This is a genomic window from Pseudanabaena sp. lw0831 (assembly GCF_016584665.1).
GTDB lineage: Bacteria > Cyanobacteriota > Cyanobacteriia > Pseudanabaenales > Pseudanabaenaceae > Pseudanabaena.
Genome location: NZ_BBJB01000036.1, coordinates 19759 through 37791, shown reverse-complemented (window position 1 = coordinate 37791; position 18033 = coordinate 19759). Strand labels below are relative to the sequence as shown.

Genomic DNA, 18033 nt, shown 5'->3' with positions numbered 1-18033 from the left:
AACGGATTAATTCCCCATGTTCAAAACCTCGGTCGGCAAGTAAGGTCACCGTGCTTTGCGGTGGCAATAGGGTGAGTACTTGTTCTAATACTGGACGATAATCCTCAAAGCCAACTGTGGCACTGCGATGTTCCAGCACTACTTGCGCCAAGCCAATCGACCTTCCTCCCCAAATCAAGCATACTTCTATTAAACAAAATTTATCCCACAGCATACTCGTATCTAGAACCAGTTCTAACGATGCTCCTGCAAATGCTTGCAGAAAGTGCTTCAGCAATGGGTTATAGAATGTTTCAGGGATGATGTGCGGATTATGCACAAAGTAGTTTAGTCTTTCCATTTGGCTCCTTGCTTTGCAGTCCCGATGGCTCAAATAGGGCAACCAATGACTAAGACTTGCACTTCCTGATTGTAATATTGCGGCTACTGCCTCAGCAAATCCTTGCAGATGTCGTTTGTCTTTTGGCTTAATCCATTGACGCATTTGTTGTTGTAGTTGAAGATAGAGGTGGGGTATTTGCATGAGAACTTTTGTTGAGGAACTTGAGTATCTCATGTTTTGCCCTTTCCCTATCTCCTGTCTCATTATGAGAATCTATGTGTGTCAATGCTTTCAAGACTTTTCTGCACCACTAAGGATATTATCTCTGCGCACTCTCCCTTTTTTCTGGAATAATTTTAGAAAAAAGGGTAAGATTAATATATAGTTGGCTTAGATAAATCATTGGCAAATAATTAGAAAAGTAATTACTCTAATAGAGATATGACAGAAGAACCAAAAATTAAAGCACAAGAAATTAAACTTTCTTTTCCATATATTAAAAACAATCTTCCTTCATTTACTAATGCTGTTTTAGTAAATATGGTTTCTAAAGAAGCATTTATTTTGGATTTTGGTTTTTTCGATCCGTTATCCGTTCAAGGTTCTGTTAATTTAGATTCTCTTCCTGATTCAACTTGTGAAGTTGAATCAGTATCGCGACTTTTACTTACTCGTGAAGTAGCAGAAAACTTGTTGAAGCAACTTGAATCAATTTTGAATGGCTCGATAGTCAAAGACTAAACAATTCCGAATCATTATTGAGGTATTTATGAGTAAATCAACTTATTATAATAAAGAGCCGATTGTTAGTGGGTATGTAGGAACAGGAATCAAAGTTGTTACATTGTCTGAATACGTAAGTAAAAAATCAATTAAAACATCTACTACTATCCCACTGACAATTCAATCGAAAACTACTACTCAAAATTTAACCCCAAGAGAGAATCCTGTATTTCATCAAGAAAATACTTCTCCCCACTATGAAATCAAAGATCTTATCGATGGATATAGTTTTCTATATCCAATTACCATTGAAATTAAAGAACTACAAAATGATGGTATCTTTATTGCTGAATGTAATACTTTAAATCTATATGCGCAAGGTGAAACATATGATGAATCAATTGATGAGATCAAGAGTCTTATTGTTGATGATTATTTGGCATTTTTAAAGGATTATCCAGAAAGGCTGACTGATGATGCTATATCAATTTTGAGATTATATTGTGCATTGTTTGGTGAAGATTTACCGTCATAAGCTTAATGAAACCAATTGATGCAAAAGATCTTGAAAAAGCCTTACTTAAAAAAGGTTTTCAAAAACATGAAGGTGGTAGACATACTCAGTATTATTTCTATTATAGAAACAATAGAACATCAATTCGTGTATCTATTTCACGAGGTAGCAAGGCAGTTTATTCCAATAATCTCATTGGTTATGTACGCAAAGAAATGAAGCTGTCTGATAATCAACAACTTGAATTATTTGTTGAATGTACTTTAACAGAAGAGAAATATATTAAGCATCTAATAGATAATAAAGTAATAAAGGAAAAACAGTAATCCTAGCAAAGTTTAAACAAAGCTAATCTGTTATCAACTATTATTATTTTGTACTTTCTATCGGTTAGAAAAGGAATTCTCTGATTGTTTTCCCATCCTAAAAGTTCTCGACTGGGAGGAAAGGTAATTCTTCGCTAGAAATATCAAGGAAAGTTCGATGAGCGATCTCATAGACACAAATGTAGACATAATTACTGAGACAATTGTCGATCAGAATCGTGATGCGATGCGGCGCTTGGAGAGAGTTGTGACGCGATCTCAAGGGTTTTCATTGTCGATCGCTTTGTGTAATTATCAGGTTTTGCAAAGTCGAGTTTTGCAGGACTTGAGATCGCAGGTTGCGGCTCAAGGATTGGCTGAAACTGCGATCGCTATTCTCGAATTGGAGCCTGAGGCAAAGACTTTGCTTACGCCTATCCAAGAATTAATGAAAACAGTGCATCATGCTCCACCAGAGCAGAAGCCAAAAGCTTTGATGGTTTTGGGGTTAGATGCGGTCAAAGAAATTGAAGCAGTTTTAAAATCGGCAAATCGGGTGCGGGAGGAGTTTGCGAATTGTTTAGAATTTCCGATGATTCTTTGGTTGAGCGATCGCACTCAGGATATTTTGACCCGTGAGGCAAGCGATCTGGCGAATTGGACTACGGCGGGGGCAATCGAGTTTCGGCTGGAGCCGCTGGAGCTAAAAATGCTGGTACAAGCATCGACGGAGGAGATGTTCGATCGCTTTCAGGATGTACGCAAACGTGAATCGATACATACAGCGATCGCAGATCGGTTGCAACAGTTTGAGCTAAAGACGGCGATCTCTGAGTTGGAAACTCAAAAAATAGAGATAGATGAAGAACTGAGGGCAAATCTTGATTTTGCTTTTGGTTGTATTGCGTTTGCTGAGTCGCAAATTGATTTGGCAAAGGAACTATTTCAGAAGAGTCTGGCGACTTGGCAGGGTAATAATCAACTCAAGCAGGCGGTTTGTCTGTTGCAATTAGGAATGTGCAATTTCAATCAAGCTTTTGGCAATCGATTTGATAAAGAGCTGTTTTATCTTGCATCGCAGCAATATCTTACGGAAAGTATCGCCATTTTTCGACAATTGGAACGTGGAGATTTAGTGGCGTTATATATCAATTTTTTGACAGCAACAATGGAAGAATTGTTGAGTCGGGAAGCCCTCACCCCCAACCCCTCGCTCTCTGGGAGAGGGGTTGGGGGTGAGGGCTTAGAAGCTCTCGCCAACGAAGCACTTGCGCTACATCAAATCTATCCTAATCAATTACGGGAGGCTCACGATCGCGCAATCTTGTCCTCGGTAAGACTATGGCAACAGGACTATGCCTCGGCAAAGGAATTTGCAGAGACAGCATTGGCGCTATATCACGAAGGCGAAATCCTGAAACTGTCTAACTTAATCCCTTCCCAACGCTATGCTTATTGTAAGCAAGAGCTTTGGCTAGCAAGGGCTTTAGAGGGGCTGGGCGATCGCCAAGGTGCAATTACTCGATTAGAAGCCGTAAAATCTAGCTGGAATCATCAGTACGATGCTCAGATCTATGTGACGGTTTTAAGGGAATTGCGATCGCTTTATACGGCAACAGGTTTATATTTAGAGGCCTTTGAAACCAAGCAACATCAGCGATCGGTGGAGCAGCAGTATGGCTTACGCGCCTTTATCGGGGCGGGTACGCTGAACCCTAAACGGGAAGCGAACAATCCAAATATATATACAGAAATTGTGAATCAGTCGGATAGCATTGCTCAAGAGATTGAGGCTTCGGGGCGGATGCCAGACGTGCAGAACTTGGTCGATCGCATTGGCCAGGCGCGGTTCCCTTTAACCATCGTGCATGGTGATTCGGGGGCGGGGAAAAGTTCAATCTTGAGTGGTGGTGTGATTCCTGCGTTACGGCTAAGGGAGAGCTTTGATGGGCGCAAGGTTTTAGTTTTGGCAGTGAAAACCTATAAAGATTGGAGTGGGGAAATTCGGCGGCAGTTACAGGATTATTTTCCAAATCGCGCTCCCGATCTCGATCCGATTCATCATTTCAAGCGGAATATTGATGAGAATTATTTGACGGTTTTAATATTCGATCAGTTTGAGGATTTCTTTTTTAAGAAGGAAGATTTTCGCGATCGCTTGCCGTTTTACAAGTTCCTCAAGGCTTGTTTGCATACAGATTTTGTGCGGGTGGTATTGTCGTTGCGGGAGGATTATTTGCATTATTTGTTGGAATGCGATCGGGCTGTGGATTTGGAAAAAGTGGAGAATGATATTCTCGGTAAGCAGGTGCGCTACTATTTGGGGGATTTTACGCAGGCTCAGGCGCGACAGGTGATCGAGACGTTGACTAGGCGATCGCAGTTACGTTTGGAGCCTGAGTTGATCGATCGCCTTGTGACGGATTTGAGCGGTGAGCAGTTGCGGATTTTGCCGATTGAGTTGCAGGTGGTGGGGGCGCAGTTGGAGTCAGAGATTCCTCCTATTTCTACTCTTCAGCAATATCTGGCTCTGACGGGTAATACTGCTGAGAATAGGGGACGGAAGTCGAGTGAGGTGTTGGTGGAACGGTGGTTGGAGAATGTGGTGCGGGATTGTGGGGTGGCGAATCAGGATTTGGCGGAGAGGGTGTTGTATGCGCTGACGGGGAATGAGGAGAAGCGTCCGCAAAAGACGCAAGCAGAGCTTGCCAGTGAGTTGTTGCCCTCTTCAGCCCCCCTAGCCTCCCAATTCTGGGGGGGACAAGATGAGGTTTCTAAAGCCCCCCTAGCCCCCCAATTCTGGGGGGGACAAGAAAATAGCAGTCTTTCAAAGTCCCCCAGTATTGGGGGATTTAGGGGGCTAGATAACATTACATCGGAGAAAGGAGGAGAGGAAAATCTCTCGCTAGTACTAGCGGTTCTCGTTGGTTCTGGGCTTGCTTTTCGAGTTAGTAGTTCGCCTGATGATCGGTTTCAATTGATTCATGATTATTTGGTTAGCTTTATTCGCAAAAAGTATGTCTTCGGTATGGCGGAAGAGTTGCGGATGACCAAAGAACAATTGCGATCGGCTTTAGCAGAAAAAGAAAAGGAACTACAACGTGCCGAAATTGCCGAAATTGAAGCTTTAAGCATTTCTTGCGAAGCTTATTGGCTTGCTCATAAAGAACTAGAGGCAATGATTGCAGGAGTAAAGGCAGCTAATCGAATTTTAAGTCCAGATATGTATGACAAAGTTTCCAACTCTACCAAAAGCAAAGCTTTTACAAGACTTTGGGAAGTAATATATGGTATTCGAGAATATAATCGATTTGAAGGGCATAGTACTCGAATTAATAGCATAGCTTTTGCTCCAAATGGAAAAATGATAGCTTCAGGGAGTTATGACAACACGATTAAACTGTGGAGTATCGAAGAAAAAGAACTCATTACTTTTAAGGGACATACAGCAGGAATTACTAGCGTAGCATTCTCCCCTGATGGAAAAATGCTGGCATCGGGTAGTAATGACAACACAATTAAACTATGGAGTATCGAAGGGAAAGAACTAATCACAATCAAGGGGCATTCTAACAAGGTTTTGAGTATTGCATTTTCGCCTAATGGCAAAATGATAGCCTCTAGTAGTCATGATAATACAATCAAACTATGGGATTTAGAAGGTAGAGAATTGATTACATTTACAGAAAATCATGATAATGCACCTGTCATGTTTACTAGTTTAACATTCTCTCCTAACGGCAAAATAATTGCTTCTGCTTTTGACAACACAATCAAGTTATGGGATTTGGAAGATACAACAAAAGCAATTATTTTTAAAGGTCATGCTGACCTAGGTTTTGTTAATAGCGTAGCTTTTTCACCTTACTTTCCACTAATCGCATCAGGGAGTACTGACAACACGATCAAATTATGGAATTTAGAAGGAAAAGAATTAATTACACTCACAGGACATAGCTCATGGATTAATAGCGTAATTTTCTCACCCAATGGGGATATGATTGCTTCTGGAAGTTTAGACAAAACAATTAAATTGTGGAATTTAGAAGGGGAAGAACTAATGACGTTTACTGACAATAGTGAGATTTGGGATATTACATTCTCACCTGACAGTAAAATGATTGCCTCTTGTAATGACGACAACGAAATTAAATTATGGAGTCTACAAGGTTCAAAACTGAATATCTTTACAGGTAGTAACGTCAACTGTGTAGTATTTTCTCCTGATTGTAAAACAATTGCTTTCAATTGTCGTGATGAAATCAAATTAAAAAATTTAGACAGTAATAACCTCCTCACTCTTACTGAATATTTTGGATCAATCCGTGACTTAGCGTTCTCTCCAAATGGAAAAATGATTGTATCGGGGAGTAATGACAATACGATCAAATTGTTGAATATAGAAAGTAAAAAGACAGTTAGTTTTACAGGACATAGTTCTTGGGTTAAGAGCGTGATTTTCTCACCTAATGGAAAAATGATTGCATCGGGGAGTAATGACAACACAATCAAATTGTGGAATCTCCAAGGTGAAGAATTACTCACCATGAATGAACATGAAGATAGTGTCAACAGTGTTATATTCTCTCCTGATAGCGCACTAATCATCTCTAGCAGTGATGACAACACGATCAGAGTTTGGAATCTCCAAGGTACTCAACTACTTACTATCAATGGCCAAACCAATGGAATTCAGAGTTTGGCATTATCTCCTGACGGGAAAGTGATTGCCTCTGGTGGTTGGCTCAATACAATCAAATTGTGGGATTTAAAAGGTAAAGAACTGCGAACACTAACAGGACATAAAGGTTCAATTAATAGTTTGGCATTCTCTCCTAATGGGAAAGTACTCGCATCTAGTAGTAGTGACAGCACTATCAAATTATGGGATTTAGAAGGTAAAGGACTGCGAACACTAAGAGGGCATTATGAGATCAGTAGCATGGCATTCTCTTCTGACGGTAAAATGATTGTCTCTAGTAGTTTTAACGGAACTATCAGGTTATGGAAGTTAGAACCTGATAGCGCAATTTCTGAAGCCTGTGATTGGCTACGTCCATACCTCACCAATAACCCCAATGTTTCTGAAAGCGACAGACAACTTTGTGAGAAGTAAAAGGGGAAAAGGAAAAAGGAAAAATTGGTATTGGTTAATTTGCGAGGGATTGAGATCCCCGACTTTTTCTTTGCTATTACAGTTCGCTTTTCCCCATCACAAAAAAAGTCGGGGATCTGTGCTTTTTGTGCGGAACGTAATGTTTATGATCGATTATACTAAAAACTTACTTGATGATCGCATTCAAGGAGGATCGAAATGCTTGCTGATAAAAATTTTCGGATGTCGCCTGAGACCGTCAGTGGTAAAAAATTAAATGAATTGGGATTAAACACCGCAAATACTTACCGTGTTTTTAAGAACGATGCGGGTCAAATTTTATTAGATCCTGTCACTCCCACTGAAACATTTCAAAACCAATTAAAAAACTATGCTGATTGGGAAAAGTCTTCTAAGTCTATTTTAGCCCTTCAACTTCTAGAAAAAAGGAGACAAAGAATTGCTCAAATGACTGAAACCGAGATGAAGGATGCGGAATTTTTTTTTGAACGCTTTAAAGAAAGCATAGATAGCGATCGCCCTGAAGACGCAAAACTCTATCTATGATTGTATTTCTAGATTCGGGTGTAATCGGGCTATTGTCCAATCCTAACAAGCGAGATCAAGTTCTTGCCTGTGAAAATTGGTTGTACGGCTTGTTGGCTAAGGGTATGTATGTTGTGAGTTCAGATGTTTGCGATTATGAAGTAAGGCGAAATCTAGTACTTGAATCGATGAGATTTGAGAAGCGACTTCAACCGCTAACTTCTCTAGATGAGTTGCATGATTTTATTGAGTTTTTGCCAGTTACATCAAAGGTTTTGATCGCGGCTTCTGATATTTGGGCAAAGTCGCGTTTACAAGGGCAAGCGATGTCAAATGGAGCCAGTATTGATGTTGATGCGATTATTTGCGCTCATTGGGAATTGTTAAAGGAGGAGTTTCCCAGTCGATATGTGGTGGTAGCAACGACGAATGTGAGGCATTTATCTCGCTTTACAGAAGCTTTTGAGTGGGAGTCAATTCGGTTGTAATAACTCCAAATAAAATATTTCCTAAAACAAACCCGATCCGCAAATGCTAATCGCTCTGAGCCTTCACAGATAAATTGTCCCTGCGTTGCAAGGTTAAGGGCAAAGCATTCCCAAAAAAGGGGATCTTAAAAATTGATAAATTACTGCGGGAATGCTATGCCCCTACATGACAATCTGTAATTATCTGCTTTAGAAAGCATTTAAGAATTGACAGCAGTAAGATTTCTAAGCATTTTGCGGATCAAAGCTAGATAGATAAACGACTCTGAGGTAATCTCATAAAATTCATAATCCTTGCTCAGTCTGCGATATTTACCTATCCAAGCAAAGGTTCTCTCCACTACCCAACGCTTTGATTCCACAACAAAACCTTTCTGCTCTTCAGCCCTTGTGCTTACTTCCCAAATGCAATCAAAGTTGTCTTTAACCCACTGGGTTATGTCCTCACCAGAGAATCCCTTGTCAACTAATATTTTTTGTAATCGGCTCAGTGGATATTTCAGACTTTCTAATAGTCGCAGCGCCCCTGCTCTCTCACCAATATTGGCTGGACATACCATAGCCCCGAACACTAACCCCAATATATCAACCATGATGAACCGCTTGCGACCATTAACCTTTTTACCGCCATCAATACCCCGACTACCTGCACTGTCCATTGTTTTAATACTTTGACTGTCGAGGCTTAATAGACTAGGCGTTGCTTCTCGACCATTCGCTAAACGTACTTGTTCGCTGATCTGGCGATTGATTTTAGCTATAACTCCTGTTCTTGTCCACCTTTGGAAGTAGAAGTAAACCGTCGAATATGGTGGGAAATCATGTGGCAGATTTTGCCATGTACAACCATTCTTGGTTATGTAGAAAATCCCATTCAGCACTGCCCGAAAGTCTATTTTTGGTGGTCTCCCCAATTTTGACGGTTTCGGCATCATTAGGGCAATTATTTCCCACTCTTTGCTTGATAAATCCGTATTATAGGGTTGGCGCATCTTGATAGGCTGATACTAGACTTCATCCGTATTTATACCTGTTTTGGTGCGTCCTTGCATTCTTAAATGCTTTCTTATTAACGGTCAGGATATAATTGTCAATAAACCTCTAAACACCGAGGATACACCAATGTCCGATCGCGAACAACTTATTCATGAACTCGACCAAACACCAGATATTTTAGTGAGAGAAGTTTTAAACTTCCTACTATTCATCAAATCTAGAACCAATCAAGCTGATACACAAGAAACTAGCCCAAGTCCTAATCCAGAACACTCTAACCTCCCAAACTACTTAAGTTTTATCGATCAACTTAACTCTGAGCAACAAAAAGCGCCAAGACCATATGCCCTATGCGCTGGTGAATTTGTTGTACCGAAAAATTTTAACGAACCTTTACCAGAAGATATACTACGGGACTTTGAATAGTACAGCACAATCACATATGCGATTTCTTCTTGATACACATATCTTTCTTTGGTTCCTAAATGGTGATCCGCAACTTTCACCCCAATTTCGCGCCCATATCCAAGATCCCAACAATGAAGTCTATCTAAGCGTCGTATCAGTTTGGGAAGCTACAATTAAATATCAACTTGGTAAACTTCCTTTACCTGAATCCCCAGAAATATACTTACCCAAACAGCGTATCCGCCATCAGATTGATAGTCTTCCCATTAACGAAGCCAGTATTACCAACCTGATCAAATTACCACCTTTACACCGCGATCCCTTTGATCGCCTTCTGATTTGTCAGGCTATTCAGCATGATTTAACCATCATTACTGTCGATCAAGAAATAATTAATTATCCAACAGTTCAAATACTAATCTGATATATATCTGTCTCCCTTATAATTCAAATAAATCGCCAGTCATAAACTCAGGGACATCATAAGATTCATGGACGTAAAAGCCGCAGTTGCCTTCGCCGCAGGACAACCCCTCAAAATTGAGACCGTCCAACTAGATCCCCCCAGAGCAGGAGAAGTCCTTGTTGAGATCAAAGCCACAGGAGTCTGTCACACCGACGCATTTACCCTCTCAGGCGATGACCCCGAAGGACTATTTCCCGCCATCCTCGGACATGAAGGCGCAGGTGTCGTCGTCGAAGTGGGCGCAGGTGTGACCTCTCTCAAGGCAGGCGATCGCGTCATTCCTCTCTACACCCCCGAATGTCGCAACTGCTCCTACTGCCTCAGTGGTAAAACCAACCTCTGCCAAGCGATCCGCGTCACCCAAGGTCAAGGCTTAATGCCCGATGGAACTAGCCGATTCTCCATCAATGGCGAAAAAATCCATCACTATATGGGAACTTCCACCTTCGCAAACTACACCGTTCTCCCTGAAATTGCCCTAGCCAAAATCCGCGATGATGCTCCCTTCGAGAAAGTCTGCTACATCGGCTGCGGTGTCACAACTGGTATTGGCGCAGTGATTAATACCGCCAAAGTTGAATATGGCTCCAACGTCGTTGTCTTTGGCTTAGGTGGCATTGGTCTCAACGTGATCCAAGCATGTCGGATGGTCGGCGCAAACATGATCGTCGGCGTAGACATTAATCCCAAAAAACGCGCCCTTGCTGAAAAAATGGGAATGACTCATTTTGTGAATCCCAAGGAGGTAGAAGGCGATCTCGTTCCCTACCTCGTCGATCTAACCAAAGGCGGTGCAGACTATACCTTTGAATGTATCGGTAGAACCCAAACCATGCGCCAAGCCCTCGAATGTTGTCACAAAGGTTGGGGCGTGAGCGTAATCGTCGGTGTAGCAGGAGCAGGACAAGAAATTAGCACCAGACCATTCCAATTAGTCACAGGTCGCGTCTGGAAAGGCACAGCCTTTGGTGGCGCAAAGGGACGTACTGATGTTCCCAAAATTGTTGATTGGTATATGGAAGGCAAAATCGACATCGATAGTTTGATTACGAATGTAATGCCGATTGAAGAAATCAATGAGGCATTCGCGATGATGCATAGAGGTGATGCGATTCGGACAGTATTGACTTTCTAATCCAAAAAGAAGTTTTTAAAAAGGCTGCTTCACGGCATTTTTTAAAACTTCTTTGGATTAGTAGCAAGCTGAGGATTATAAGTGCCAACAACGATCGCAAAACCTTTGTATAGATACACACAAAAGATCATGGGGAAATACCACCAATATTTTAGAGACTGCCTTAACCAAGGCAAGATTGTAATTATGCTTGCAGCGATCGCAAAAACTGGTAGAAGCAAGATAAATAGAATGATCAGCAGAAATCGGGCTAGCTTATGATGCTGAAGTTGAGGAAAGCGTAAGATAAATGTATGCAGACCCCAACGATATTGATGCTGGAGAAAATCTGCAAAACTTTGGCGATCGTAATGACTAATTTCTGGTTGAGGCGAGAACATTAGCTTATATCCATTACGTCTGAGACGCTGCACAAACCGCACATCCTCACCTGTTTTTAAATGAGCATCAAATAACGGAATCTCTTTAAACAACAAATTCAGCTTTAAGCTCATATTTGTGGTTGGTATATGGTAGAGTCTGTCAACTTCTCGAAAAGGTGCGTTAGGAATAGAAGTAAACCAAGACATCAAATTATCTAAGGTTGCCCAAATTCCATCACCGATTCCATGAACTGCGCCCCCAAATACTGCAACTTCAGGATATTGGGCATGAAGATGGCAGTGAGTTTCCACAAATTTCGTCTCAATCGAACAGTCACAGTCCAGTAAGATAACGATTTCGATGCCATGTTTGTAACACCATTGAATCGCAGTATTGCGCGCAGAACCAGCGCCTAGATTCTCTGAATGCTGGAGCAAATGTAGGCGGCGATCGCTAAGAAAGTTAATAAGGTCGGGATCGGCTTTGACGGAAACTTGAGAGCCATCATCAACAACGACAATCAATGTTGTTGCAGGAACGTTTGACAATACAGAAGTCAAACATCTAGCCAAAATATGACTGTTATCTTTGTAAGGAATGACAATACAACATTTGGTATCACCCTGATTGGAAGCATTCATACAGTCTGTTCTAGCCCAATGCTAAATGAGGGAAATTGGCAGGATTGAAAAATATACTATCGAACATAGCGCAGTTATGGGTACAGTGGCATTTTTTGGCTTTGATATCCTCTAGCTGCTGTTGCCATGCTGGACTACTAGTAATCTCCTTCAGGGTGTGAGTCTGTAAACTTCCTACGGATGCTAACATCTCGCAGGGTGCTACCTTGCCATCTCCCCACACAACCTGATGTGCAAGCCCTGCCAAACATGGAATCACCTGTGTTTGTTGTTCAATTGTTTGTAATGAAATCTTCCATAAATATCGATGATAGTTGCGGAGAATCCTTGCAGCGACTTTATTTCTGCCATAGTTGTAGGTTTCTAAAATCTCAAAAATCGCTGGCGCTAGTCTGTGTAGTTCTTCCATAGTTGGCAATCCTAGCGATGGATTCATTGGATCACCACGCAATAGAATAATCGAATGGAAATCTGGCTCATATTTGCGCACCACCTTCATGAGATCAATGATTTCATGGGCATTCTCGGCATTTAAAACAGAATTAATCTTGACTGAGATTCCTCCTAAGGCTTTGATAGCTTCCAACGTTTTCAATATCTGCTGCCAGCTTCCTTTCTGGTGACGAATGCGATCGTGGGTTTCTTCTAGCCCATCGACGCTCAACGAAATCGTAATTTCGGCTTTGGTGAGTTGCTTTAGTTTCTGAAGCTGATCAACCATGCGATCACATAGCGAACCATTAGACGGAATTTGCACAACCTTGAAGTCAAAAGCGGCAATTATTTCGGCAAGATCAAGTCTTAAGAAAGGCTCACCACCTGCAATATCTAACCAAAAAAGTTTTCCTACTTGCTTCGCTAAGTCTTGATACTGCGCCAGTGTCATATCTCGTTTGGGAGAGAAATCAATAAAGCAATGATCACAACGATAGTTACAGTTGTTTGTAACATGCAAAATCAAGTGCTGTAAGTTTTTCTTTGTTAAGTATTCTGCGAGACTGAGAGTATAGTCAATTATCATAAATTTATTCTCTTTATTTATATTGAGACAAATGACAAAAAGATTGCCAATACGCAGAATTTTGGTGTGCTTATATATTACCCACTTTGCTTGGTTTCGGCTGCAGTAGCTATGATAGCGATCGCCGCAACCAAAAATATAAGTAAAATCGATCTATTATTAGATGTGTCAGAGTTAAGTATCTAAGTTCAGTAGATATCAGAAATGAATACGAAATCAGTTGAATCAATCACCCAAATTATTTCTTCCCTTTCAAAAGACGAACAAGCACTTTTGAAAGAAAAATTATTTCTAGAGCTATCTGCACCATCAACCGAGGAACTTATTAAACTAGCTCAAACGGGATAATCATTGAATTTCTTACACAATGAGCTTGATTTATATACACTTGAAGATGGAGAAGCAGTTACATCGGTTGAATGCAAATATGATTCAGGCTTTTAAGTTACAAACTAGTTTGTAGTATTATGAAGTCTAAACCTTTGCAAAATCTGACATAGTCTAGAACGATGACATCTGCTCATAAAGCCAACTCTGAGAATCCTGCGCCAAAAAGCCTCGAACAGTCTGAATACAAAGACACTGTTAACCTACCGCAAACAGACTTTTCGATGCGGGCAAATGCGATTATTAAGGAGCCAGAGATTCAAAAGTTTTGGCAGGAACAAAGCATTTATGAAAACCTAAGCCAGCACAACCAAGGCGACATTTTTACGCTTCACGATGGGCCTCCATACGCCAATGGGACGCTGCATATGGGACATGCCTTGGGCAAATCCTTAAAAGATATAATTAATCGCTATCAACTGTTGCGTGGACGAAAAGCTCGCTATGTATTGGGTTGGGACTGTCATGGCTTACCAATCGAGCTTAAGGTATTACAAAATATCAAGGCAGAAGAACGGGCTAATTTAACCCCTTTGCAATTGCGGAAACGAGCAAAGGAATTTGCTCTACAAACAATTGGAGAACAGGCTGCCATGTTTAAGCGTTTGGGAGTATGGGGTGATTATGAAAATGCTTATTACACTCTGAAGCCTGAATACGAAGCCGCACAGATCGGTGTATTTGGGAAAATGGCGCTCAAGGGGTATATCTATCGCGGACTCAAACCTGTCTACTGGTCGCCTAGTTCGCACACTGCTCTCGCGGAAGCGGAATTGGAATATCCCGAAAATCATATTTCGCGTAGTATCTATGTGGCTTTCCCTGTCACAAAGTCTAGCGACAAGTTGAAAGCGATCGCAGATCTACCAAATCTCCATGCAGTAATCTGGACAACAACACCTTGGACAATTCCTGCCAACTTGGGCATCAGTGCCAATCCATCCCTTAGTTACAGCATTGTCTCGGCTGGTGATCAAAACTACATTGTCGCTACCGAACTAGTTGAGAAACTAGCGGCAACCTTTGAGCAAGCTTTAGAAGTTAAATATAGCTTCAATGGTGATGTTTTAGAACATACAGTTTGTAAGCATCCCATCAGCGATCGCCCTAGTCCGATTGTCTTAGGCGATCATGTCACCGCCGAGTCAGGTACTGGCTTAGTGCATACCGCCCCCAATCATGGTCACGATGACTTTATCGTTGGCAAAAAATATAATTTGGGAATGATTTCGCTGGTAGACGATCGCGGTGTTTTTAATGCTGATGCGGGCGAAGAGTTGGTAGGTTTGAGCGTTCTGAAGGAAGGCAATAACAAGGTTGTGGAAATTTTGACCGCCAATGGAACTCTCATTAAAGAAGAAGCCTATAACCACAAATATCCTTACGATTGGCGCACTAAGAAACCTGTAATTGTGAGAGCGACCGAACAGTGGTTTGCCTCCGTTGATGGTTTCCGTGAAGAAGCACTGCGATCAATCAAAGAAGTGAAATGGATTCCTGCGATCGGCGAAAATCGGATTACCTCAATGGTACAAGAGCGATCGGATTGGTGTATTTCCCGTCAACGGACTTGGGGCGTACCAATCCCCGTGTTTTATGACGAAGAAACCAACGAACCTTTGTTGACAGAAGAAACAGTCGCGCATATTCAAGTCCTGATTGGCGAGCATGGATCTGATGTCTGGTGGGAAAGAGAAGTTGAAGAATTGCTTCCTGAAGCCTATCGCAACAATGGACATAAATATCGTAAAGGCACAGATACAATGGATGTCTGGTTTGACTCTGGCTCCTCTTGGGCTGCGGTGCTAGGTGGTGAGAACCATGATTCTAAACTCGTTCCCTATGATCTCAACTATCCTGCGGATATGTATCTGGAAGGCTCCGATCAACATCGTGGCTGGTTCCAATCTTCGTTGCTGACAAGTGTGGCAACCAACGGCTATGCGCCTTACAAGACCGTGCTAACGCATGGCTTTGCCCTAGATGAGAAGGGACAGAAAATGAGCAAATCCCTCGGCAATATCGTCGATCCCACAGTTGTGATTAATGGTGGTAAGGATCAGAAAAAAGAACCGCCTTATGGTGCAGATGTAATACGTCTGTGGGCGGCGAGTGTGGACTATACTGGCGATGTCCAGATTGGGAAGACGATCTTGGCGCAGATGTCAGATATGTCACGCAAGATTAGGAATACGGCGAGATTCTTGCTCAGCAACCTCTTTGACTTCGATCCTGCGAAGGATGTAGTGACCTACGACCAATTGCCAGAAAGCGATCGCTATATCTTGCATCGTCTCGCTGAAGTCACCAAAGATGTCACCGAAGCCTACGATAACTTCCAATTCTCGCGCTTCTTCCAAACCATCCAAAACTTCTGCACAGTGGACTTATCTAACTTCTATCTAGACATCGCCAAAGATCGTCTATATATTAGTGCGCCTAATTCACCCCGCCGCCGCAGTTGTCAAACCGTGCTGATGTATTGCCTCGAAGCGATTACTAAGGCGATCGCCCCCGTCCTCTCCCACACCGCCGAAGATATCTGGCAACATCTACCCTATCCCGTACCCCAAAAGTCAGTATTCCAAGCAGGTTGGTTTATTACCCATGACGAATGGCTTAAGCCCGAACTAGCGTCTAAATGGAAGCGTTTAATTGTTTTTCGTTCTGAAGTAAACAAAAGAATGGAAGAGAAACGCAGGGAAAAGCTAATTGGCTCATCACTTGAAGCTAAAGTAAAGATTGAGGTTACACCGGGTATAGTTCAACAAGACTTGAAATCCTTGGAAAAAGATCATCAATTGGAAGATCTTTTCATCTGTTCACAAGTCGAATTTCTTACTGGATTACCTGAAGATACTCGTGACTATGTACTTCTCATTAATGAAAATGGAGAAATTCGTGGATTTGATTTTGATAATGAGGGACAAGAGTGCAATCATGCAGTTTATCGAGGTGATTTAAATTCAAGACGTGATTTTTGGGAACCCCTTTTTGATCCATCAAATGAGTTGTCAGGATTCGCCACAGGATCTGACGACAAGAAGTATCGACCTGAAGGAGTAAAGATTGTCGTGGAAAAAGCTGATGGTGAAAAATGTCCGCGTTGCTATAACTACTCAACTCATATCGGTGAGTCTGCTGAGCATCCGCATATATGCGATCGCTGTGTCGGTGCGTTAGCTGGTACTTTTTAGCATTGCCCTATGATTAATCTTGAAACCCTCGACCACTGGCTGCTTGCACCCACAGAGACAGAACGGCTTGAATTTAAAGAAGCAAAACAACAGTTTAATCAGACGAAGCTGCTGAAATACTGTGTTGCGCTGTCAAATGAAGGTGGTGGTTATATCGTTTTAGGAGTTACCGATAAACGACCTCGCCAAGTCGTGGGTTCTCAAGCTTGGTCAACAGCAGAAGCTCTAAACGGAATTAAAGCTGATATATTTCACAAACTTAGATTTCGGGTAGACATTACCGAATTACAACATGCAAACGGTCGAGTACTAGTCTTTGATGTGCCTCCTCGTCCTGTGGGACAAATTGGAATATGAGGGAACCTACTTGATGAGAGTCGGTGAAGAACTACAACCAATGACTCCTGATCGACTGAAACAGATTTTTGCAGAAGATCATCAAGATTGGTTCTCCCAACCTGCTCGCCTAGATGCCAGTCCAGATGATGTGATCGCTTTGCTAGACACCCAGACTTACTTTGAACTCCTAAAAGTTCCTTATCCAACCACCCGTGATGCTGTTTTAGAAAGATTACAAAGCCAAGATTTAATCAAACAAACAAATCAAGGCTGGACAATCACCAATTTAGCCGCAATCGTTTTAGCAAAAAAACTTGATGCTTTTTCTCTCGCATTAGCTCGTAAAGCTCCTCGTGTCGTAATCTATGAAGGTATTAACAAACTACAAACTCGCGATGACAAAATGGGAAATCGCGGATATGCAGTCAGCTTTGAGAAATTAGTCAGTTTTGTCCATTCAGCAGCCCCACAAAATCGCTTTATCGAAGAAGCGGTTCGCCAAGAAGTGAAAATGTTCCCGATGCAAGCACTAAGAGAACTTATTGCTAATGCTTTGGTACATCAGGATTTTCTAGAAACAGGTACTTCTGTAATGATTGAAATGTACAGCGATCGCATTGAAATCTCTAATCCTGGTATTCCCCCTATTCCTGTTAATCGCTTCATTGATGAAAATCGATCACGCAACGAACAACTTGCTGACCTAATGAGACGCTTAGGAATATGTGAAGAAAAAGGCAGTGGTATTGACAAAGTTGTGAGCGCAGCAGAGGTATTTCAGCTACCTGCACCAGATTTTCGGGTAGATGATATCCGTACAACGACTGTGTTATTTGCTTACCAGATTTTTGATGACATGAGCAAATCTGATCGGATTCGAGCTTGCTATCAGCATTGCTGTTTACAGCACATTAGTAATAGAAAGATGTCTAATCAGACTTTAAGAGAGCGATTTCGTCTAAGTGAGTCAAAAACAGCCACTGTTTCTCTGATCATAGGAGCTACTAAAGAAGCTGGCTTAATTAAGACAGATGACTCTGAATCAAACTCTAATCGCTATGCACGCTATCTACCTTTTTGGGCATAA

General features: G+C 41.7%; 14 protein-coding genes and 2 pseudogenes. 12 read left to right on the top strand and 4 right to left on the bottom strand.

Annotated features, from left to right (window positions below):
* Positions 1–523, bottom strand: a pseudogene (locus tag APA_RS06585) (IS4 family transposase); the annotation flags it as partial.
* A 240-nt stretch (positions 524–763) separates the two neighbouring features.
* Between APA_RS06585 and APA_RS06580 the strand changes: the two are divergent.
* The 6 genes from APA_RS06580 (at position 764) to APA_RS06555 (ending at position 7993) form a co-directional block, all read left to right on the top strand.
* The gene (locus APA_RS06580; protein WP_201321508.1) at positions 764–1063 is read left to right on the top strand and encodes a hypothetical protein; all 300 of its coding nucleotides are present in this window, start codon (positions 764–766) and stop codon (positions 1061–1063) included.
* A gap of 28 nt (positions 1064–1091) precedes the next feature.
* Positions 1092–1580, top strand: coding sequence for a type II toxin-antitoxin system HicB family antitoxin (locus APA_RS06575; RefSeq protein ID WP_201321507.1), 489 nt, complete (start codon positions 1092–1094; stop codon positions 1578–1580).
* 5 nt (positions 1581–1585) lie between these two features.
* The gene (locus APA_RS06570; protein WP_201321506.1) at positions 1586–1885 is read left to right on the top strand and encodes a hypothetical protein; all 300 of its coding nucleotides are present in this window, start codon (positions 1586–1588) and stop codon (positions 1883–1885) included.
* A 157-nt stretch (positions 1886–2042) separates the two neighbouring features.
* A complete protein-coding gene (locus APA_RS06565) occupies positions 2043–6980 on the top strand; it encodes a hypothetical protein (RefSeq protein ID WP_201321505.1) in 4938 nt (1645 codons plus the stop codon).
* 198 nt (positions 6981–7178) lie between these two features.
* Positions 7179–7526 carry a hypothetical protein gene (locus APA_RS06560; RefSeq protein WP_201321504.1) on the top strand — a complete coding sequence of 116 codons (348 nt, stop codon included), beginning with the start codon at positions 7179–7181 and terminating at the stop codon, positions 7524–7526.
* Positions 7523–7993, top strand: coding sequence for a type II toxin-antitoxin system VapC family toxin (locus tag APA_RS06555; RefSeq protein ID WP_201321503.1), 471 nt, complete (start codon positions 7523–7525; stop codon positions 7991–7993). The genes APA_RS06560 and APA_RS06555 overlap by 4 nt, the downstream gene beginning before the upstream one ends.
* 200 nt (positions 7994–8193) lie before the next feature.
* Here APA_RS06555 and APA_RS06550 read toward each other — a convergent pair whose 3' ends face one another.
* Positions 8194–8985 (bottom strand): IS5 family transposase, encoded by a 792-nt coding sequence (locus APA_RS06550; RefSeq protein ID WP_201321502.1) that lies wholly within the window; start codon positions 8983–8985, stop codon positions 8194–8196.
* Between the two features lie 130 nt (positions 8986–9115).
* On the opposite strand from APA_RS06550, the gene APA_RS06545 reads away from it, so the two are divergent.
* The 3 genes from APA_RS06545 (at position 9116) to APA_RS06535 (ending at position 10998) form a co-directional block, all read left to right on the top strand.
* Positions 9116–9415, top strand: a complete 300-nt coding sequence (locus tag APA_RS06545) for a hypothetical protein (protein WP_201321501.1) — start codon at positions 9116–9118, stop codon at positions 9413–9415.
* Positions 9416–9431: 16 nt separating this feature from the next.
* Entirely contained in the window at positions 9432–9821 is a 390-nt protein-coding gene (locus APA_RS06540; protein WP_201321500.1) for a type II toxin-antitoxin system VapC family toxin, read from the top strand.
* Between the two features lie 67 nt (positions 9822–9888).
* Entirely contained in the window at positions 9889–10998 is a 1110-nt protein-coding gene (locus APA_RS06535) for an S-(hydroxymethyl)glutathione dehydrogenase/class III alcohol dehydrogenase (RefSeq protein ID WP_201321499.1), read from the top strand.
* Positions 10999–11039: 41 nt separating this feature from the next.
* On the opposite strand, the gene APA_RS06530 is transcribed toward APA_RS06535, so the two are convergent.
* Both APA_RS06530 and APA_RS06525 read right to left on the bottom strand, forming a co-directional pair.
* Positions 11040–12002: a glycosyltransferase family 2 protein gene (locus APA_RS06530; RefSeq protein WP_201321498.1), complete on the bottom strand. Its 963-nt coding sequence runs from the start codon at positions 12000–12002 to the stop codon at positions 11040–11042.
* A 10-nt stretch (positions 12003–12012) separates the two neighbouring features.
* Entirely contained in the window at positions 12013–13023 is a 1011-nt protein-coding gene (locus tag APA_RS06525) for a radical SAM protein (RefSeq protein WP_201321497.1), read from the bottom strand.
* Positions 13024–13227: 204 nt separating this feature from the next.
* Here APA_RS06525 and APA_RS06520 point away from each other — a divergent pair, with 204 nt between their 5' ends.
* From APA_RS06520 to APA_RS06505, 3 genes and pseudogenes are all read left to right on the top strand, one after another.
* Positions 13228–13371, top strand: coding sequence for a hypothetical protein (locus APA_RS06520; RefSeq protein ID WP_201321496.1), 144 nt, complete (start codon positions 13228–13230; stop codon positions 13369–13371).
* 161 nt (positions 13372–13532) lie between these two features.
* The gene (gene ileS / locus APA_RS06515; RefSeq protein ID WP_201321495.1) at positions 13533–16607 is read left to right on the top strand and encodes an isoleucine--tRNA ligase; all 3075 of its coding nucleotides are present in this window, start codon (positions 13533–13535) and stop codon (positions 16605–16607) included.
* 9 nt (positions 16608–16616) lie between these two features.
* A pseudogene (locus APA_RS06505) lies at positions 16617–18033 on the top strand (ATP-binding protein).